This window comes from Kitasatospora sp. NPDC057692, from assembly GCF_042799475.1.
GTDB lineage: Bacteria > Actinomycetota > Actinomycetes > Streptomycetales > Streptomycetaceae > Kitasatospora.
The window spans coordinates 40,068-59,409 of the sequence record NZ_JBHVIV010000010.1 but is presented as its reverse complement, the minus strand read 5'-3'; the positions used below and the strand labels follow the sequence as shown (position 1 = coordinate 59,409).

The window sequence follows — 19,342 nt, the reverse complement described above, 5'->3', positions numbered from 1 at the left end:
CCCACCGGCGCCCTGCGGCCCCCGGACATACGGGCGGGTGCCCCTGCCCCGCACCGCCAAGCACCGGAGGGGGCGGGGAGGAATGCCGGTGGTGACGGCGGAAAGGGCCCGCCCGGCCACTGCGGGGTGGCAGCGGCCGGGCGGGCGACCGGAGGGCGGACGGGGTCCGGGCGCCGGGGTCAGGCGCCCTGGGTCGGATCCCGGGGCAGCCGCCCTCCGGTCAGCAGGTGCCGGCCGCGCGCTCGCGCACGACCAGATCGGTGCGACCGGCCGTGGCGTCCAGCCAGAGCACCCGGGTGCCCCGGTCCGCCACCGGCGCGTACTGGCCGCCGCGGTTGCAGGAGACCCGCTCGGGGGTGCCGCCGGTGAGCGGGAGCTGCCAGAGCTTCGGCAGGTCGGCGTTCTTCACGCCGCCGCCGACCCGGCCGCCGGCGTAGCCGAAGGTGACGGCCCGGTCGGTGGCGGTGAGGGCGGTGATCCGGCGCGGCTCGGCGGTGCCGCCGGCCAGGACGAGGGCCGTCCCCGAGCCGTCCAGCGCGCCGGAGCGGATCGAGCTGCCGAGGGACGGGTCCTCGGGCGTCTCCACCCAGAGCAGGCGGCCGCCGGCCAGGCGGGTCGCGGAGGCCCGGGTCTCGGAGGTGCCGGCCGCGTCGCCCACCGGGTACTGGGCGACGACCCGGCCCGCGGCGATCGAGTAGACGGTCGGCGCGCTCACCGTCCGCCCGCCGGAGCTCCAGCTCTCCGTCCAGGCGAGCAGGCCGTCCTCGAGGGCCAGGTCGGAGGCGCTGTGGCCGTCGGGCAGCGGGATCGCGACCGCCGGGGCGCCGCCCCGGGAGAGCACGGGCCCGGTGCGGCCGGTGGTGAAGTCGTCGGCCAGGAAGGCCACGTCGCCGCCGGAGATCCGCACGTCGCCGACGTACTGGTTGGCCGCGCTGTGGACGCTGCGGGCCGGACCGCCGTCCAGCGGCCGGGCGAACACCTCCATGCCCCACTGGCCGTTGACGCCCTGGCCCATCGCCGCCCAGGCGGCGGAGGTGCCGTCGGTGGCGGGCCAGCCGTGCGAGCGGCCGTCCTCCGGGCTGAGCCGGGTCGGCTCCGCGGAGCCGGCGACGGCGCCCGCGTAGACGCCGAGGCTGCCCTTGCCGCCCTTCCCGGCGGTCGCCGCCACCCAGCGGCCGGCGGCCGCGTCCGGTGCGATGCTCTCGGTGGACAGCTCGCGCAGCAGCGGGTGGCTGTCGACGCCGATCCGGCGCTGCCAGCCCTCCTTGATCCCGTGCGCGTCGAAGGCCGCGGCCACCGTGCGCAGCTGCGCCCGGCCGAGGCCGAGCGCCCGGCCGGCGGCGAGCACCGCGTTGCGGGCGTCGACGAAGCCGTCCAGCGGGGTGAGGTACTCGGCGAGCGCGCGGTAGACCAGGCGGTCGGCGGTGAGCGGGTCGAGGGTGCGCCGGATGTCCCAGAGCGCCCCTGAGACGATGGTCGAGTTGAGGTGCACGCCGCCGTTGTCGACGCCGGCGGGGGCCCCGACGTAGTCGGCGACGGTGGTGCGGCGGTCGTCCAGCCGGCGGACGGCGCAGGACTCCGGGGTGCCGGTGCGGCACAGGCTCTCGCCGAGCAGCGCGGCCCGCGGGTCGGTCATCGGGATGCCGCGGCTGGTCACCTCGATCGCGTTGCCGAAGTAGTCGGCGACGGCCTCGTCGAGCGCGCCGGACTGGCCGGCGTAGACCAGCTGCGCGGTGTGCTTGACCACGCCGTGGGTCATCTCGTGGCCGGCCACGTCGCGGGCGGCGGAGAACGGGTGGTAGGTGCCGCTGCCGCCGCCGTAGACCATCTTCCGGCCGTCCCAGTAGGCGTTCTCCAGCGGCTTGCCGAAGCTGGTGACGTTGACGACGGAGGTGATCGGGCCGTTGTTGCCGTCGATCCCCGCGCGGCCGAGCCGGGTGCGGTAGAAGTCGTCGACGGCGGCGGCGTTGAGGTGGGCGTCGGTGGCGCCGCTGGTGCCGGTCGAGGCCGGGAAGTCGGGGCTCGGTGAGGCCGCCGGGCGGGCGTCGGCGGGCAGGCTGCCGCTGTAGTCCATCTCCTCCCCGCCCTGCGCGTCGTAGGTGGTGATGACGGCGGGGCGGGTGAGGTCGGTGAGCTGGTAGGTGCCGTCCGGGAGGCGGCCGATGTTCACCGGCACGGGGTGGCCGAGGGCGTCCGGGGCGGTGCCGGTGGCGGGCTCCACGGCGCCGGTGGCACCGACGGCCCCGGCGGCCGGGGATGCGCTCGGGGTCCCGGCCGGGTAGGGGGCGCGGACCTCGTAGCCGAGCGCGACCTCGCCCGTGGTGGCGTCCAGGAAGACCTCGCGGGCCTTCCCCGCCTCGGCGGCCGCGCCGGTCCCGCGCACGGTGAAGTGGCGGGCGAGCCGGCCGGTGCCGCCGGGCAGCACCACGAGGCCGTGGTCCTCCGCCGTGGCCCCCTGCCGGGCGGCCGGGTCCTCGACCTCGCCGAGCGCGAGCCGGCGCAGCACCTCGTCCGGGACGCTCGGCACGGTCGGGGCGGTGAGCCCGGTGAAGTACTTGCCGCCCACCGACTCGACCCGCTGCCCGGCCCCCTCCCCCACCAGGTGGACCAGGTAGGCGGCCCCGAAGACCGGGAGGCCGCCGTGCCGCTGGGTGAACCGGACGGTGCGACGGCCGTCGGCCGCCACCTCGGTGCCGGACTCCACCAGCTGGGCGGGGTCGACCCGGTAGCGGTCCCGGTGGGCGGCGAGGTGGGCGCGGGCCGCCTCGCCCGGGGTGGCACCGGAGGCGCGTTCGGCCAGGCCGGTGACCAACTGCGGGGCGGCGGTGTCCGATCCGGCGACCAGCTCCGGGACGGGGTCGGGATCGGCGGCCGGTGCGGCTAACGCGGGCGGCAGGCCCAGGCCGAGGCCGAGCACGGCGGCGATCGCGACGCCGAGCAGCTTGGGTGAACGGGAACGGTGGCGCACTGCGGTCCTCCCACGGGAGACGGAGAGCCCGGCCGGCTGCCGGACCACGTGTCTGCGGCGGGCGTCCCACACCCCCACGGCTCGCCCGTTCTCCGGCGCCGGCCTCCCGCCTCGCCACACCATAGGCCAACCCTCGTCATATGTCGACCATCTGCATATGCAGGTGGAGCGAGCCAGCCGCGGACCGGGCGCCGGGCGCGAAGCATGCTGGCCAAGTCATGACAATTGCCGGCGGGCAAATTCCCGATTTCCGCGAAAGGCGACAAACGCGAGGGAACGGCAAATCGATGACGTTCCATCAGAACGGCTGAACGCACTGCAAAACGGGCGAATCCCGCAGGTCCGACACCTCTAGGGGTCAAATAGACATGTGATTGTTACCATTGCTCAACACAAAATTTCGAGAGTCGCATACGATCTCGTCCGACCTGAAAGCCCCTTGACCTGCACCCCCCTCCGGGGCGCCTCTGGAGTTCCCTTTGCCCATCCGCCCGGCCGGCCTCGCGGCCAAGATGCGCCCGCTGACCGCTCTGACCCGCCGCAGCCGACCCGCTGCCGGAACGCCCTCCGGACCCGTCGCCGAGGCCCCGGCCGAGCCGGCCGCCGTGCCGCAGGAGGTCGTCCCCGACGCCTGGAGCGAGGAGGCGGCGCCCGGGGCCGCGCCCGGGCACGGGCACGAGGAGGCCGGGCGCGACGGGGCCGGGCACGAGGAGCACGCCGCGCAGGAGGAGCCGCAGCCGCCCTACGAGCGGCTCGCCGAGGAGCGCTCCGCCCGCGAGGAGGAACTGCTCGGCACGCTCCCGGGCATCGTGCGCCACCGCGACCAGCTGGCCGAGGCCCGCCGGACGCTGCTGCCCGCCGACCGCCGGGACGGCAACCTGGCCGAGGTGAGCAGGGCGCTGCAGGAGGCCGGCATCGCGCACGGCATCGTGCCCGACCGGCACCCGCGCCACCGGGTGGCGATCCGCCCCGGCGACCGGTCGGCGGTGCTGGAGGCGCTGGCCGCCGCGTTCGCGGGCCAGGCCGTCTACGCCGACCTGCTGGAGCACGGACGGACCCTCACCACGGTGCTCGCCGAGCAGCTGCCCGGCGCGGTCGAGCTGCTGGACCCCGCGCCGAAGGCGCCCGAGGACGGGACCGACGGGGACGGGGAGCGGGAGCGGGGCCAGGACGAGGAGCAGAGCCGCGACGACGGCCCGGCGGACCGGGTCAAGGGCGTGCGGATCTACCGCCCGGCCGTGATCGACACCCTGCTGTACGGCCCCGACACCGGCTGCGACCTGGAGTTCTGGGACTCCGCCGCGCCCTCCGAGGGCGCCATCGCGTCGATCGACGAGACCCCGTTCGGCTGGTGGGTGCCCTCGCTGGAGGCCACCGCCACCACGACCATAGGCGGCCGGCCCTTCCCGCTGCTCGACGTCTTCGCCGTCTCGCTCCCCGAGCAGGTCGGCTTCCCGATCGACGCCGTGATCACCTGGGTCGACGACTCCGACCCCGCCTGGCAGGAGCGCCGGGCCGCCGCCCGCGCGCGCCTCGCGCACACCGCCGCCCCGATCGCGGAGGAGGACGGGGTCGCCGAGAGCGGCATCGCGGGCGACGCCGACCAGCGCTTCCGCAACCGCGACGAGCTTCGCTACTGCCTGCGCGCGCTCGCCGCGCACGCCCCGTGGATCCGCCGGGTCCACCTGGTCACCGACGACCAGACGCCGCACTGGCTGGACACCGACCACCCGGGCCTGACCGTCGTCCCGCACCGCGAGCTGTTCGCCGGCACCGACGCGGGCCCGGTCTTCAACTCCCACGCCATCGAGACCCGGCTGCACCTCGTCCCGGACCTCGCCGAGCACTTCCTGTACCTCAACGACGACGTCTTCCTCGGCCGTCCGCTCGTCCCGGAGGACTTCTTCCTGGGCAACGGCATGCCCCGGTACTTCCCCGACAACCGGATCATCCCGCCGGGCGGGGCCGAGCCCGGCGACTCGGTGTACGTCGCCGCGCAGAAGAACACCCGCAGCGCCCTGGCGCAGGCCGTCGGCAAGACCTACCCGCGCACCCTCAAGCACTCCCCGCACCCGCTGCGCCGCAGCGTGCTGGCCGAGAGCGCGGAGCGGTTCGAGGGCGAGCTGCACGACACCGTCCGCTCGCCGTTCCGGTCGGCCGACGACCTGGCGCCGGTGACCCTGGCCATCCACTACGGCCACGCCACCGCCCGCACCGTCGAGGGCCACCTCTACGACGGCTACTTCGTCACCGACAGCACCGAGGACATGGGCCGGCTCGCACAGCTCCACGAGGAGCGCTGGGCGGACTACTTCTGCCTCGCGGACGGCACCCGCGACCTGATGTCGCCCGAGGAGCAGGAGGAGGCCGTCACGGGCTTCCTGCGCACCTACTTCCCGGTGCCGTCGCCCTTCGAACTGCGCGAGGAGCCCTCGACGGCCGCCGAGCAGCCCGCGCAGGCCTCCGAGGAGGCGGCCGGCGGCGCCGACGCCGAGCCCGCGGGACCCGCCGACCAGGGCTGACGACCCGCGCTGACGACCCCGGCGCCCGCGTGGCGTGCGTCTCATCGAGGCCGCGGTCAAGTTCGTCCACGCCGCTCTGTGATGGGATGGGCCGCCACGAGTGACGGCCGCTGACCGGGGGGTACGCAGTGAGGGCAAAACTGATCGGGCTGGGACCGGACGCGGGCGCGCCGGACCTCATCGGCGTGGGGCTGATCCGCCTCGCCGTCGAGGAGCGGCTGGCGCCCCCGGCCGGGGCCGCGCCCTGGCTGGGGCAGCTGCGGGCGGCCTCGTTCGCCGACGCGTGGCTGGCCTTCGCCGATCCGGCGGCGCCCGGCCTGCGGGTGCCGGCGGAGGCCGTCCTGCGGGCGGTGGTGGCGCGGGCGGCGGAGCTGGTGCTGCGGCGCCACCGCGGGGACGGCCCGGCCGCCCTGGAGCGGCTGGGCCGGGAGTCGGCCGAGGCCCGCGAGCTGGCACGGCGGACCGGGACGTCCCACCCCGCCGAACCGGACGCGCTGGTCCTGCTCTGGCACGGGGTCCGCTCGGCCGGCGCCGGGACCGGCCCGGCCGCCGAGGACGAGCGCGAGTCCCACACCCGGTACGTCGCCGAACGGTGCGAGGCCTACGTCCGGGACCACTGCCGCCGCCAGGACCTGCTGGCCCTGGTCCTGGCCTGCGCCCGCGCGGCGGCCGCCGCGCTGACCGAGCTGACCGACGGCGACCGGGACCGGGCGCTGGCCGTCCTCGACGCCCAGGCGGCCCGTCACATGGCGCCCACCGCACCGGTGCCGCTCTGGGTCCCGGGCCGTCCCGGCCAGCTCACCGCCTGAGCCGACGGCACCCCCGGCGCTCCGTCACGCCGCCGCTTCGCCGCCGATCGAGACGACGAACGCGGTCGTCGGGCCGCCGGGGGCCTCGTACTCCACCGTCTCGCCGACCCGGCGCCCGAGCAGAACCTGCCCGAGCGGGCTGTCCGCGGTGACCAGGTCCGGATCCAGCTCCTCGGCGAGCTCGCCGATCCGGACGGTCATCTCGTCGGCGTCGGCGAAGCGCAGGGTCACGGTACTGCCGACGCCGACGCTCTCGGTGCTCGGCGCCCCGGCCGCGGCCGCCTCGCGCAGCCGCCCCTCGATCCCCGCGATCAGGCCGTCCAGCTGGTCCAGCCGGTCGGCCCGCTGCAACTCGTCGGCCTGGTCGGCCGAGTCGCCGACCTCGTCGTCGCCGCGCAGGGTCGCGGCGACGGCGGCGCGCTCGGTGCGCAGCTCGGCGAGCTCCCGCTCCGACGCGGTCCGGCCGACGTCGCTGATGGGTTCGGGTGCACCGGTCATGGCCGTCTCCCTGGTCGGGCCGCCGCGGCGGGCGGCGCGGGCTGATTCCGGCATTTTCGAACATATCGGACTCCTCGTCCCACGGCTCGGCGACGGCGGTGCCCCTGATCGGTAACGACTTGCCGATCGGTCTTCCCGGGCCGACGCGAGATCGATAGAACAGCCGTACCACCATCGCCGAGGCAGGGAACCAGCAGAATGAGCACCAACGGTCCGACGGGGCACGGCCAGAACCCGTACGAGGGGAACAATCCCTACGGCCAGCAGAACCAGAACCCCTACGGCGGCGAGCAGCAGCCGTACAAGCAGGAGGCCCCGTACGGCCAGCCCTACGGCCAGCCGCAGGGAGAGCAGCAGCCGTACGGGCAGCCCGGCTACGGCACTCCCCCGCAGCAGCCCTACGGCCAGCCCGAGGGCTCCTGGCCGCACGGGCACCCCCAGGCCGGCGCCTACGGCGGCTCCCCGGTGCCCACCGGCCGCCCGCTCGCCCCGATCGGCGAGCGCCTCGTCGCCCGGCTGATCGACGTCGGCGTCCTGCTGATCCCCACCGTGCTGCTCTTCGCGGTCATCGGCGCCTCGATCCTGTACTACGTCGTGGCGGCGCTGCTCTCCTTCGGCTACGAGGCCGCGATGCTGCTCACCCAGGGCGGCCAGACGGTCGGCAAGAAGGTCATGAAGCTGCGGGTGGTCGACCAGGGCAGCGGCGGGAAGCCCGCCGAGAACTCGCTGCTGATCCGCGCGGCGCTCTACACCCTGCCCAACGCGGTGTACTGCATCGGCTCGCTGTTCGCCCTGCTGAACGTCCTGTGGCCGCTGTGGGACAAGCCGCTCCAGCAGGCGCTGCACGACAAGCCCGCCAAGACCGTGGTGATCAAGGAGTCCTGAGAACCGCCTCCCCGTACCACCCGCCGACCGGACACCCGGGCCGCCGCCGCGCGGCCGGGTGCCCGGTCGGCGGCGTTCCGGGCGACGGGGCCGGGGCGGGGGCCCGGACACGGTTCGGGCTGGACCGGGGCCAGGACACGGTTCGGGGCCTCAGGTCAACGTTTACTTTCCCCGCCCGACCACGCATAGTGACAGGCCGAAACCGAGAGGGGAGCGCTTCCTGTGCCGCAGGCCGAGGAGAACGTGGTACGCCAGGTGCGACTGGAGCGGGCGGAGGTGGCCGCCGTCGTCGCCCTGTTCGACGACCGGCTCGCCGACACCCGGGCGCAGCTCGCCGTGACGCTCGCGACCCGGGCGGACGGCGCCGGCGAGGCGTACGAGCGGCAGTCGGCGGCCGAGCGGCTCGCCCGGGAGGTACGCCGCCTCGAAGGCGCCGAGGGCGGACTGGTCTTCGGGCGGATCGACCTGGCGGACGGGACGGCGCTGCGGATCGGCCGGCTGGGCCTGCAGCGCGGGGAGGACGAGCTGCCGGCCCTGGTCGACTGGCGGGCGGACGCGGCGCGCGCGTTCTACGAGGCGACGCCGGTGCACCCGATGGGCCTGCGCCGCCGCCGGCACCTGCGCCTGGCGCAGCGCGCCGTCGTCGGGGTGAGCGACGAGCTGCTCGACGGCTCCGAGCCCACCGCCGAGGACGTGGTCGGCGACGGCCCGCTCTCCGCCGCGCTCCAGGAGCGGCGCACCGGGCGGATGGGCACCGCGGTGGCGACCCTGCAGACCGAGCAGGACGCGATCGTCCGCTCGCCGCACCGGGGGGTCACCGTCGTCCAGGGCGGCCCCGGCACGGGGAAGACGGTGGTCGCGCTGCACCGCGCCGCCTATGTGCTGTACGCCTTCCCGAAGGCCGCCGAGCAGGGCGTCCTGGTGCTGGGGCCGAACGCCCGGTTCCTGGACTACATCTCGCAGGTGCTGCCCTCGCTCGGCGAGAACGACGTCGTCCTCGCGACCTGCGCCGAGCTGGCCGGCGGACTCGCGGGGGATGCTCCCACGGGAGCTACTCCAACGGGGGCCGGGCTCGCGGGGGCCGGGCTCGCGGGGGCCGGGCTCGCGGGGGCCGGGCTCGCGGAGGCCTGGCTCGCGGAGGCCGTCGAGGACCTGCGGGCGGCCCGGCTCAAGGGCGACGCCGCGATGGCCGGGGCCCTGGCCGCGGTGGTGCGCGCGCGGCAGGCGCCGGAGGGCGGGCTGGAGGTCCGGGTCGGGCAGGAGGACGTCCGGCTCGACGCGGCCGAGGTCGCCCGGGTGCGGGAAGCCGCCCGGGGCGGCGGCCTCGCCCACCACCGGGCCCGCCGGCTGTTCAAGGAGCTGCTGGTGGACTCCGTGACCGCGGCGCTGGCCCGGGGCGCCGCCGAGACGCTGGAGCGGATCGACGCCGAGGTCGCCTCGCTGACCGGCATCGACCTCGACCGGATCGCGGCGGCGGACCTGCGCCGCCTGGGGCACGACCCCGGTCCGGCCGACGAGGGCCCCGGGTTCGACGTCGACGCGATGCGGGCCGAACTGCTCGACGACGACCACGTCGAGCGCGCCGTCGAGCGGCTGTGGCCGCGGCTGACGCCCGCCGCGGTGGTGGACGCCCTGCTGGGCGACCCCGGGGTGCTGGCCGCGCACCTGCCGGAGTTCACCGCCGAGGAGCGCGCGCTGCTGCCGCGCGCCCCGGGCGCGCCGTGGACCGACGCCGACCTGCCGCTGCTCGACGAGGCGGCGGCCCTGCTCGACGGCCCGCCGCAGCGGTCCTTCGGCCATGTCGTGGTGGACGAGGCGCAGGAGTTCACCGCGCTGCAGTGGCGGATGGTGCTGCGGCGCTGCCCGGGCCGGTCGATGACGCTGGTCGGCGACTTCGCCCAGGCCGGTCCGGCGACCACCGCGCGCGGCTGGCAGGAGGCGCTGGCCCCGCACCTCGGCACCCGCTTCGACCTGCGCACACTGACCGTCAGCTACCGCACCACCGAGGAGATCCTGGCCACCACCCGCGAGCTGCTGGCCAGGATCGCCCCGGACCAGCCGCCGGTCGGCTCGATCCGGCACGGCGAGCGGCCGCGCACCCTCGGTGCCTCGCCCGCCGCGCTGGCCGGAGTCCTGGGCGCGGAGCTGCGCGAGCAGGCGGCCGCCCATCCCGGCGAGCTGATCGGCGTGGTCTGCCCGGACGCGTCGGTCGTCGCGCTGACGGCGGCCCTGGCGGAGGCACCGGCGGCGGGGACCGCCGAGCAGGTCCGGCTGGTGCCCGCCTCCGAGGCCCGGGGCCTGGAGTTCGACACGGCCGTCGTCGTCGATCCGGACGGGATCACCGCCGCCCGCCCCGGCGGTGAGCGCGACCTCTACGTCGCGCTCACCCGGGCCACCAAGCGGCTGTGCACGATCGTCCTGCGGGAGGACTGAAGCGTGCCTCCCCGGGCGGCGGGCGGCCGGTGCGGCCCGCCGCCCGGGACCGGGCTCAGGCCCGGTAGGCGACCAGGCCCATCATCCCGGCCTCGCCGTGGTAGGCGTTGTGGCAGTGCGTCATCCACCGGCCGGGGTTGTCGGCGTCGAAGTCGCAGGTCACCGTCCGGCCGGGCAGCACGATCACGGTGTCCTTGCGCGGCCCCTGCTCACCGAGCTGGAAGGTGTGGCCGTGCAGGTGCATGGGGTGCCACATCTCCGTCCGGTTGACGAACTCCAGCCGGACCCGCTCGCCGCCGCCGACGAGGAACGCGCGGGCGGTCGGGTCCGCCATGTCGAACGGCCGGCCGTTCAGCGCCCAGTCGTAGCGGGCCATGCCGCCGGTCAGCTCGATCCGGTGGGTGCGGTCGGGCGTGCGGGCCGCCAGCCGGACCTCGTCCGCGGCCCGCAGCCCGTCGGCGGCCCCCAACCGGCCGTTCAGCTCCGCGGGGCGGACGGTCACGGCCGGTGCCTCGCCCGCGCCGGTGCGGACCAGGGCCCGGCCGGCGGCGTCCTTGCCCTCGGCCAGCGCGGTCAGCGGGAAGACGCCGTCCTGGAGGGTGACCAGGACGTCGTAGCGCTCGCCCATGCCGATCAGCAGGGCGTCCACCTCCTCGTGCCGCACCGGGTAGCCGTCGGTGTGGGTGACGGTCAGCCGGTGGCCGCCGAGGGCGAGGCGGTAGGCGGTGTCGCCGCCCGCGTTGACGATCCGCAGCCGCACCCGGCGCCCCGGCGTGGACCGGTACACCTCGGGGTCGGCGGCGATCCGGCCGTTCACCAGGTGGTGCGGGTAGCGGACGTCGCCGGCGTCGCCGCCGAGCAGGTCGCTGGTGGCGCCCATGAGCATGAACGACGACGGCTGCCCGGGCGTGCCGGCGCCCGCGCCCGGCGTCGGGCCGCCGCCCATCGCGCCCATGTCGTGGCCGCCCATGCCCCCCATGCCGCTCATGTCGTGGCCGCCGCCGCCCATGCCCTTGCGGAGTTCGGCGAACGCCTCGTCGGGGGTGCCGGTCACACCGTCCAGCCAGTCGTCGAGGACGACCACCCACTCCTCGTCGTAGCCCAGCGGCTCCTGCGGGTCCTCGACGATCAGCGGTGCGTACAGCCCGCGGTCGAGCTGGACGCCGACGTGCGGGTGGAACCAGTAGGTGCCCGGCCGGTCGGTGACGAAGCGGTAGGTGAAGCTCGCGCCGGGGGCCACCGGCTGCATGGTGACCGGCGGCACGCCGTCCATGTCGTTGCGCAGCGCGAGGCCGTGCCAGTGCAGGGAGGTCGGCGCGGGCAGGTGGTTGTTCAGGGTGGCGACCAGGGTGTCGCCGGCCGTGGTGCGGACGGCGGTGCCCGGCAGGGCGCCGAAGGTCCAGGTCCGGGCGGTGGTCCCGCCGCCCAGCTCGACGGTGTCGGCCGTCGCGGTGACGGTGACCGGGCGCTCGCGGCCGGTGCCGCGCCGCTTGGCCTCCGCCTCGGCGACGGCACTGGCGGACGGGTCGACGAGCGGCGGTGTGCCGGCCGCGTCCGAACAGGCGGCGAGCAGGCCGGAGCCGGCGGCGCCCAGGCCCGCGAGCAGCAGGGAACGGCGGTTGACGGTGAATTCGGGCATCGGGGTCTCTCGGATGAGTGCGCGTCGGCAGCGGCCCGCTCGGCCGTGCCGGTGGACAGGGCTGGCCGGCGGCGGGGGCGTGCGGTGCCGCTCCCGGCCGCCGTGGGGCGCCTATCTGCGCGAGATCGAGAGGAGGTCGAGGTCCGGTGGGGGCGCGCCCGGCCACGGGATGCCGGGCGCGGTCGCCGGGCGGTGCGAGGCCGGTTCGGCGGCGGTCGCGGCGGCGAGGCCGGCCGGCGGCGGGGCGTCGAGCAGGACGCCGCGCGCGGGCACCGTCGAGGAGCAGACCCGGTGCTCGGCGCAGGCCTGGGCCGGGTGCCCGGCGACGGGTGCCGAGCGGCGGCCGGCCGCGGCCGTGCCGGGGTGCTGGTGGGCATCGGCCGCCGTCGCCGTGGTGGCCATGGCGGCGTGCGGGGCCGGGGTGACGCCGGCCGGCAGGGTGTGATGGCCGATCAGCCCGAGGGCGGTCAGCAGGAGGAGGACGAGCGCCGCCCCGGCCCCGCGGCGACGCGGGTCGCGGGAGGGCGGGGCGGCGTCCGGACACATGTCGGCGACTATACCCGGGCCCGGTATATGGAACCGGTAAGCGCTCCCTCAGCTCCCCGACGCGCCGGACCCGTTCGCGTCCCCCGGGCCGGCCGACCGGCCCGCCGCCACCTCCGGCCGTCGGCGGCCGTCGGCGGCCGGTGCGGTCAGAGCTCCCAGAGCCCCTTGCCGAGGGTGGCCAGGCCGCCGGCCAGCGCCAGGCCCAGCACCACGGCCCGGGCGCGGCGCTCCGCCACCCGATCCGCCAGCGCCTTGCCGACCCCCGCACCGCACATGATCCCGGCCGCCACCGCCGACCACGCAGGCGCCGCCAGGTGCGGGGCCCCCTTGGCCGCGAGCGAGAAGAGGTTGACGGCCACCCCGTAGAACTGCGCGTTGGGCACGAACTCCCGGGCGCTCCAGCCCGTGTTCACGGCGTAGAGGGAGACGGCCGGTCCGCCCACCCCGGCGGCGGAGTTCATGAAGCCGCTGGCCGCGCCAGCCGCCAGCGCGCCCCGCACGCCGCGCAGCCCGGCGGCCCGCACGCCCCGGATCACCAGCAGCGCGGCGGCGGCGACCAGCGCTCCGATGCCGATCAGCAGGGCCGGCGAGGGCACCCGGTCGGCGACCAGGGCACCCAGCGGGACGGTGCAGGCGGCCGCGCCGATCAGCGGCAGCATCCGGGCGAGCCGCACCTGCCGCCAACCGGTGGCCAACCCTACGGCGCTGATCGCCCCGGCCGCGCAGTTGGACAGCGTCACGCCCTCGCCCGGCCCCAGCAGCAGGATCAGCGCCGGTCCCGCGACGAGTGCGAAGCCGACGCCCGCCAGCCGCTGCACCGACGAGCCGGCCAAGACCACCAGGCCCAGCAGCACCGCCCCTCCCCAGCCCGCGGCCACCCCGTGCCCCCTGTCTGCGGCCCCGAGCGCGCGGCCGGGCGCCGCGCCGGAACCCCGGACTCCCGCGCGGCACCGGACCGTACGCGCCCGGCTGCGCCCGCTCGACCGAATTTCCCCCATCGGACCCCCACGAACTACTACACACCTGTAGAGTCGACCCGACGGCCCGCAGCGAAGGGGGAGACATGGCAGACGGTTCCCGGCGGCACACCGCCGCAACCCGCCCGGCCGACGCGCCCGGATGGCAGCCACCGGAGCACGAGGTCGAACCGGCCTACCAGCCGGTCCAGATCAACCGGGCCGACGGCAGCTGGGCGGTGGGCCGGATCAACGCCTGGTGGCGCCCGACCGGTGGGGCGGCCTGGTGCCGCGTCCGGACGGTGGGGCGGGGCGAGGCCCCCGCCTGGATGCCCTTCGACCCCGAGCGCCTGCTGCTGCTCCCGGCCACCGGCATCTGAACCCGCCCCCGCGGCCGAACCCACCCCTCGGCGGCTCAGCCCGGGCCGCGCACCGCCGGCTGCTGCCGGCGCAGCAGGACCGCCACCTCACGGTCGGTGACGTCCCGGAAGTCCGCGTACCAGGGGCCCACCGCGTGCAGATAGGTGGCCTCGCGCAGGCAGAGCAGGACGTCGACCACCCGGCGCAGCCCCTCCGCCGACCGGGCGTCGCAGACCGGCGCGGCCAGCACCAGCCGGCCCGGACCGTGCCCGCGCAGCGCGTGCACCACGGCCGGGACGACCGGCCCGTGCACCACGCCGTCGGTGACCAGCACCACCGTCCGGCCGTCCAACGGAACGGGCGGCCTGCGGTCCCGGTACAGCTTCTCCAGCCGGTGCAGCTCCACCCGCTGGTGGGTCACCTCGGCCTCCAGGTCCTCCACCCCCAGCCCGAGCCCCCGCATCACCCGCCGGTCCAGCACCGGCGGCTCCTCCTCGGCCAGCGCCCCGAGCGGGGTCCCGTTGCCGGGCGCGTTGAGCGGCCGGGCCACGACCACGTCCAGCGGAACGGCCAGCTCACGGGCGACCTCGGCCGCGACCGCCACCCCGCCCGGCGCCAGCCCGACGACCACCGCATCCTCCCCCGCGCCCCCGCGCAGGCAGTCGCCCGCCCGCCGGGCCAACCTCCGCCCGGCGTCCCTGCGGTCGGTGAACAGCGCGGTCACGGCCTCCTCCTCGTCGCCGCCGGGCGGGCCGGTTCGGCCCACGGCCGCCGACCACCACCCCCGCCACTTGCGCGCCTACCCGCGCGGAACCGTCGGCACACACCGTCGTCACGGCCATCCGGCGGACTCCGAGCGGAGCGCGCGAGGCGCCTGGTCAGCGCCCCGTTCCCGGTTCCCGCCGACGGCGCGGGTGACCGGCGGCGACTACTCCGGGATACCACCGGTCGGAGCGGACCTCGCGCCCCGGCCGCGGCCGCCCGCCCCGCAGTACTGCAACGAATGTGTCACAAGGCTCCCGGGCAGGTGAACGCCGTGGACGGACTCGGCCATCCTGATCCCGCTTCGTTCAGCAGGACATGTCGCCGTGGGGGGCGTTCGTGATACAGCAGGACATCGTGACCTTGGCCATGTCCGGAGCGACGACGATCGTGGCCGCGATGGCCACTGACGCCTGGGGAGCCGTCCGCGACGGCGTCACGGCGCTCGTCCACCGCCGCAGCCCCGGGTCGCGTGCCGACATCGAGGCACGGCTCGACGCCAGCGCCGCGCTCGTCGCCCGGGGCCCGGACGCCGATCGTGCCCGCGAGCTGGTCGTCGGGCAGTGGCGGCTGGAGCTGGAGGCGTTCCTGGCCGCACACCCCGCGGCCTTCGAGGAGTTGCAGGAGGAGCTGGCCAGGTTGCAGGCGGCACTGCCGGCGGCCCGGCAGCAGTGGGTGCAGCACAACGTCTCCCGTGACCACAGCACGCTGAACGTCGTCCAGCACGGCACCCAGTACAACCAGTACATGGACTCCGCGGGCACCCGGCCCCCGACGGGTCCGGTGGGCCCGGGCACGGAGAGCTGACCGTGGGCACACCGGCGGGCCCACCCGACGGCGTGGTGTACACGCAGATCATCACGGCCACCGGTGGCGGGCACGTGAACGCCGTCCAGCACGGGGACCAGTACAACTACATCTACCGCGGCACCCCGCCGTACCGGGTGGAGCCCTTCCCGCTCGCCGCACCGGCCACACCGCCCGCCGGGCTGGCGCGCGTGCCCAGCCGCCTGCTGACCGCCCGCCACCAGGTGGTCCCCTTCCTGCCCCGGCCGGAGCTGGCGCTCCTGGAGGCCTGGCGCGACGACGCGGCGCCGGGGCTGTCGGTACGCCTGGTGCACGCCGAGGGCGGGTCGGGCAAGACCCGGCTGGCCGCCGAGTTCGCCGCGCGCTCCAGCGGCGCCGGATGGGCGGTCGCGCTGGCCCGCCACCGCAGCGAGGTCGCCTCGGCCGGGAGCGGTGACCAGAGCCTGACCGTACGGGCCCCGGGCCTGGTCCTGGTCGTGGACTACGCCGAGCGCTGGCCGCTGGAGGACCTGATCACCCTGGTGCGCCAGCACCGGGAGGCCGCCCGCGACCGGCTGCGGATCCTGCTGCTGGCACGCCCCGCCGGTGTCTGGTGGCAGGGCCTGGCCCACCAGCTCGCGAAGCTCGACGTCCACGACACCGCCGCCCTCCCGCTCGAAGGGCTCCCGGACACCCCGGGGACGCGGGCCGCCATGTACACCGCGGCACGCGACCGGTTCGCGGAGATCCTCGCCCCCGCGGACCCCGCCGGGATCGGCGTACCCGGCGATCTCGACGACAAGGCGTTCGCGCTCACCCTGACCGTCCACATGCGCGCCCTGGTCGACGTGGACGCCGCCGCCCGCGGCCGGAAGCCCCCGGCGGGCAGCGGCCAGGCGAGCCTCTCCTCCTACCTGCTGGACCGCGAACACGATCACTGGCAGTCCTTCCACGACCAGGGCCGCGGTCCGCTGCCCACCACCGCGCGGACCATGGGCCGGGCCGTGTACGTGGCCACCCTCGCGGGCGGCCTGCCCCCCGCCGACGCCGCGGCGGCCCTGGTGCGCGCCGGTGCCGCCGACAGCACGGCCGCCGGCGGGCGGCTGGTCGAGGACCACAGCAGCTGCTACCCGCCCGCGGAACCGGGCCTGGCGCTGGACCCGCTCGCCCCCGACCGCCTCGGGGAGGACTACCTCGCACTCACCCTGCCCGGCCACGAGGAGGAGTTCGGGTACTACGCCACGGACCCCTGGACCGTGACCACTCCCGCCGCGCTGCTGGTGCCCGAGGACCCGCGCGACGGGCCGGCGGTCTACACCCGTCAGGCCCTGACGGTCCTCATCGAGGCGGCCCACCGCTGGCCCCACCTGACCGCCCGGCACCTGGACCCGCTGCTGCGCCGGCACCCCTCACTCGCCCTGACGGCCGGCAGCGCCGCCCTGACCCGCCTGGCCGACCTCGCGAGCCTCGACATCGCCGTGCTGGACTCCGTCGAGTTCATGTTCCCCGACGACCGGCACACCGACCTCGACATCGGCATCGCCGCCATCACCGCCCGGCTGGCACGCCACCGTCTGGCCACCACCCGCGACCCCCTCGCGCGTGCCCGCATCCACGGCGACCTCGCGATCCGCCAGTCCCGGGCCGGACTTCACCACGAAGCCGTCGCCGCCGGACAGGAAGCCCTGCACACCTGGCGCGAGCTCGCCGCGACCCTCCCGGACCACGAGTCCGGGCTCGCCAACGCCCTGGTGAATCTCGGCATCGGCCTGGCGGAGGTGGGCCGGCAGGAGGAGGCCCTGGCGCTCACCGAGGAGGGGGTGGCAATCCGGCGCCGGCTGGCGGCGGCCAACCCCGCCGCCCACGAGGCCGACCTCGCGGGCGTGCTCTCCAAGCTCGGCATCCGGCTGCGGGCGGTGGGACGGTGGGACGAGGCCGTCGCCGCCGCCGAGGAAGGGGTGGAGATCCACCGCCGGCTGGCGGCGGACCACCCCGCCGCCCACGAGGCCGACCTCGCCGACGCGCTGACCAACCTGGGAAACCGGCTCGGGGCAGTGGGGAGGCGGGACGAGGCCCTGGCCGTACTGGAACAGGCGGCCGCGGTGCACCGCCGGCTGGCGGCGGCCAACCCGGCGGCCAACGAACCCGATCTCGTCCTCTCGCTCAGCAGTCTCGCCGTGGGTCTGTCGGAGGTGGGCCGGCGCCCGGAAGCGCTGACCGTCACCGAGGAGGTGGTCGCCGTCAACCGCCGACTGGCGGCGGCCAATCCCGCCGCCTACGGGCCGGGCCTCGCCTCCTCACTGGCCAACCTCAGTGTCCTGCTGGCGGACGTCGGACGCCGGAGGGAATCCGTACCCCCGATCGAGGAGGCGGTCGACCGCTACCGCCGACTCGCAGCGGACAACCCGGCCGCCTACGCACCCGAGCTCGCCCGTTCGCTGGCCAATCTCGGGCGCGGGTTGGGGGCGGTGGGGCGCCGGGAGGAGGCCATCGCCCCGGCCCGGGAGTCCGTCGAGCTCTACCGCCGGCTGGCCTCGGACAACCCCGCCGTCCACGAAGCCGAGTTCGCCGCCTCCCTGAACAACCTCGGAGTGGACCTGTCGGAGCTGGGCCGGCCGGAGGAGGCCCTGGCCGTCGCCGAGCAGGCGCTCAAGGTCCGGCGCCGACTGACGGCGCGCCACCCCGCCGCCCACGAACCCGGCCTCGCCCGCTCGCTGGCCAACCTCGGCGCCTGGTTGTCGGAGTCGGGACGGTGGGGGGAGGCCCTGGCCCTCGCCGAGGAGGCCGTGCAGATCCGGCGCCGACTGGCGACGCGCCACCCTGCCATGCACGATCCCGAGCTCGCCCACGCGCTGTCCGGCCTCGGTGTCCTGCTGTCGGACGCGGGGCGCCGGGAGGAAGCCCTCGGCCCCGCCCAGGAGGCGGTCGGGCTCTACCGCCGCTTGGCGGCCGACAATCCGGCCGCCCACGAACCCGAACTCGGCAACGCCCTGACCAACCTGGGAGCGGGCCTGTCGAACGGCCGGCGGTGGGAGGAGGCCCTGGCCGTCACCGAGGAGGCGGTGGGGATCCGGCGCCGGCTCGCGGCGGACGACCCCGCCGCCCACGAACCCGACCTCGCCCGCTCGCTGTCCAACCTGGGGGTCCTGCTGTCGCACGTCGACCGGTCGGCCGAGGCCCTGGCCGTCGGCCGCGAGGGAGTGCAGATCCGGCGCCGGCTCGCGGCGGCCAACCCCGCCGCCCACGAACCCGGCCTCGCCCACTCCCTCACCAACCTGGGGGCCCTGCTGTCGGAGTCGGGCCGACCGGAGGAGGCCCTGGCCCTCGCCGGGGAAGCGGTGGAGATCCGGCGCCGGCTCGCGGCCCGCCATCCGGCCGCCCACGAACCCGGCCTCGCCCACTCCCTGTCCAACGTCGGAACCGGCCTGAGGCGCATGGGGCGGACGGAGGAGGCCGTCGCCGTCGCCCGGGAGGCCCTGGAGGTCTGGCGCCGGCTGACCGCGGAGAACCCCGCCGCCCACGAACCCGACTTTGCCACCTTCCTGACCGATTTCGGAACGGGCCTGTGGGAGGCGGAGCAGTGGGAGGAGTCCATCGCCGTCGCCCGGGAGGCGGTGGCGATCCGCCGTCGGCTGACCACGGAGAACCCCGCCGCCCACGAACCCGACCTCGCCCGGTCGCTGTCCAACCTCGGGCCGGGCCTGGCAGCGGTGAAGCGATGGGAGGAATCGATCGCCGTCACGGCGGAGGCGGTGGAGATCCGCCGCCGGCTCGCGGCCCGCGACCCGGCCGCCCACGAAGCCGACCTCGCCCTCTCGCTCGCCGCCTGGGCATGGGTCCGCCAGGTGGCCCGGCGTGACCTGTCCGGGGCGCTGCGGGCCACGGGCGAGGCGGTGGAGATCTACCGCAGGCTCGTGGCGACCGAGCCCCGGCGGTTCCTCTCCCCGCTCTGCAACGTCCTCGACGTGCAGGCGGACATCCTCCAGAACCTGGGAATGGCGCGGGAGGCGGCGGTCGTCCGGGCGTGGCTGGCGGCGAACGGCCCCGGTCCCGCGGCCGGGTAGCGGCATCCCGGCCGCCGGGTCGTCACGCCCTCGGGGTCGTCACGCCCTCCGGCGGACGGGCCGGCGGGCCGGTAGGCGGCCGGGTCCAGGAAGGTGTCCGGAAGCGGTGGCTTC

13 protein-coding genes are annotated in these 19,342 nt (G+C 76.3%); 7 read left to right on the top strand and 6 right to left on the bottom strand.

The features are described 5' to 3' along the window. Window positions 1–220: 220 nt before the first annotated feature. A complete protein-coding gene (locus tag ACFVFS_RS08680) occupies window positions 221–2,968 on the bottom strand; it encodes a M4 family metallopeptidase (protein ID WP_380621624.1) in 2,748 nt (915 codons plus the stop codon). 479 nt (window positions 2,969–3,447) lie between these two features. Between ACFVFS_RS08680 and ACFVFS_RS08675 the strand changes: the two genes are divergently transcribed. Together ACFVFS_RS08675 and ACFVFS_RS08670 are read left to right on the top strand one after the other, a co-directional pair. Beyond that, complete coding sequence (locus tag ACFVFS_RS08675; protein ID WP_380621622.1) at window positions 3,448–5,490, top strand: stealth family protein; 2,043 nt, start codon at window positions 3,448–3,450, stop codon at window positions 5,488–5,490. Window positions 5,491–5,618: 128 nt separating this feature from the next. After that, window positions 5,619–6,299: a hypothetical protein gene (locus ACFVFS_RS08670; protein WP_380621620.1), complete on the top strand. Its 681-nt coding sequence runs from the start codon at window positions 5,619–5,621 to the stop codon at window positions 6,297–6,299. A gap of 24 nt (window positions 6,300–6,323) precedes the next feature. Here ACFVFS_RS08670 and ACFVFS_RS08665 read toward each other — a convergent pair whose 3' ends face one another. Further along, window positions 6,324–6,797, bottom strand: coding sequence for a GreA/GreB family elongation factor (locus tag ACFVFS_RS08665; RefSeq protein ID WP_380621618.1), 474 nt, complete (start codon window positions 6,795–6,797; stop codon window positions 6,324–6,326). A 198-nt stretch (window positions 6,798–6,995) separates the two neighbouring features. Between ACFVFS_RS08665 and ACFVFS_RS08660 the strand changes: the two genes are divergently transcribed. Together ACFVFS_RS08660 and ACFVFS_RS08655 are read left to right on the top strand one after the other, a co-directional pair. Continuing rightward, window positions 6,996–7,682, top strand: coding sequence for an RDD family protein (locus ACFVFS_RS08660; protein ID WP_380621616.1), 687 nt, complete (start codon window positions 6,996–6,998; stop codon window positions 7,680–7,682). Between the two features lie 222 nt (window positions 7,683–7,904). Then, window positions 7,905–10,115, top strand: a complete 2,211-nt coding sequence (locus ACFVFS_RS08655; protein WP_380621614.1) for a HelD family protein — start codon at window positions 7,905–7,907, stop codon at window positions 10,113–10,115. Window positions 10,116–10,170: 55 nt separating this feature from the next. Here ACFVFS_RS08655 and ACFVFS_RS08650 read toward each other — a convergent pair whose 3' ends face one another. From ACFVFS_RS08650 to ACFVFS_RS08640, 3 genes are all read right to left on the bottom strand, one after another. Continuing rightward, entirely contained in the window at window positions 10,171–11,754 is a 1,584-nt protein-coding gene (locus tag ACFVFS_RS08650) for a multicopper oxidase family protein (protein WP_380621612.1), read from the bottom strand. 111 nt (window positions 11,755–11,865) lie between these two features. Then, complete coding sequence (locus tag ACFVFS_RS08645) at window positions 11,866–12,300, bottom strand: hypothetical protein (protein ID WP_380621610.1); 435 nt, start codon at window positions 12,298–12,300, stop codon at window positions 11,866–11,868. A gap of 146 nt (window positions 12,301–12,446) precedes the next feature. Then, entirely contained in the window at window positions 12,447–13,178 is a 732-nt protein-coding gene (locus ACFVFS_RS08640; RefSeq protein ID WP_380621608.1) for a TSUP family transporter, read from the bottom strand. Window positions 13,179–13,363: 185 nt separating this feature from the next. Between ACFVFS_RS08640 and ACFVFS_RS08635 the strand changes: the two genes are divergently transcribed. Further along, on the top strand, window positions 13,364–13,636 hold the full coding sequence (locus tag ACFVFS_RS08635; protein WP_380621606.1) for a hypothetical protein: 273 nt from the start codon (window positions 13,364–13,366) through the stop codon (window positions 13,634–13,636). A 35-nt stretch (window positions 13,637–13,671) separates the two neighbouring features. Here the strand turns inward: ACFVFS_RS08635 and ACFVFS_RS08630 are convergent, their stop codons facing one another. Continuing rightward, window positions 13,672–14,382 carry a phosphoribosyltransferase gene (locus ACFVFS_RS08630; protein ID WP_380621604.1) on the bottom strand — a complete coding sequence of 237 codons (711 nt, stop codon included), beginning with the start codon at window positions 14,380–14,382 and terminating at the stop codon, window positions 13,672–13,674. Between the two features lie 395 nt (window positions 14,383–14,777). Between ACFVFS_RS08630 and ACFVFS_RS08625 the strand changes: the two genes are divergently transcribed. Together ACFVFS_RS08625 and ACFVFS_RS08620 are read left to right on the top strand one after the other, a co-directional pair. Beyond that, on the top strand, window positions 14,778–15,185 hold the full coding sequence (locus tag ACFVFS_RS08625) for a hypothetical protein (RefSeq protein WP_380621602.1): 408 nt from the start codon (window positions 14,778–14,780) through the stop codon (window positions 15,183–15,185). A gap of 2 nt (window positions 15,186–15,187) precedes the next feature. Continuing rightward, on the top strand, window positions 15,188–19,228 hold the full coding sequence (locus ACFVFS_RS08620) for a tetratricopeptide repeat protein (protein WP_380621600.1): 4,041 nt from the start codon (window positions 15,188–15,190) through the stop codon (window positions 19,226–19,228). The last annotated feature ends 114 nt before the right edge of the window (window positions 19,229–19,342 follow it).

Coding starts and splice junctions, on each gene's coding strand:
- ACFVFS_RS08645 (WP_380621610.1), bottom strand. CDS start 12,300: ATGTGTCCGGACGCCGCCCCGCCCTCCCGCGACCCGCGTCGCCGCGGG.
- ACFVFS_RS08660 (WP_380621616.1), top strand. CDS start 6,996: ATGAGCACCAACGGTCCGACGGGGCACGGCCAGAACCCGTACGAGGGG.
- ACFVFS_RS08625 (WP_380621602.1), top strand. CDS start 14,778: ATGGCCACTGACGCCTGGGGAGCCGTCCGCGACGGCGTCACGGCGCTC.
- ACFVFS_RS08665 (WP_380621618.1), bottom strand. CDS start 6,797: ATGACCGGTGCACCCGAACCCATCAGCGACGTCGGCCGGACCGCGTCG.
- ACFVFS_RS08635 (WP_380621606.1), top strand. CDS start 13,364: ATGGCAGACGGTTCCCGGCGGCACACCGCCGCAACCCGCCCGGCCGAC.
- ACFVFS_RS08650 (WP_380621612.1), bottom strand. CDS start 11,754: ATGCCCGAATTCACCGTCAACCGCCGTTCCCTGCTGCTCGCGGGCCTG.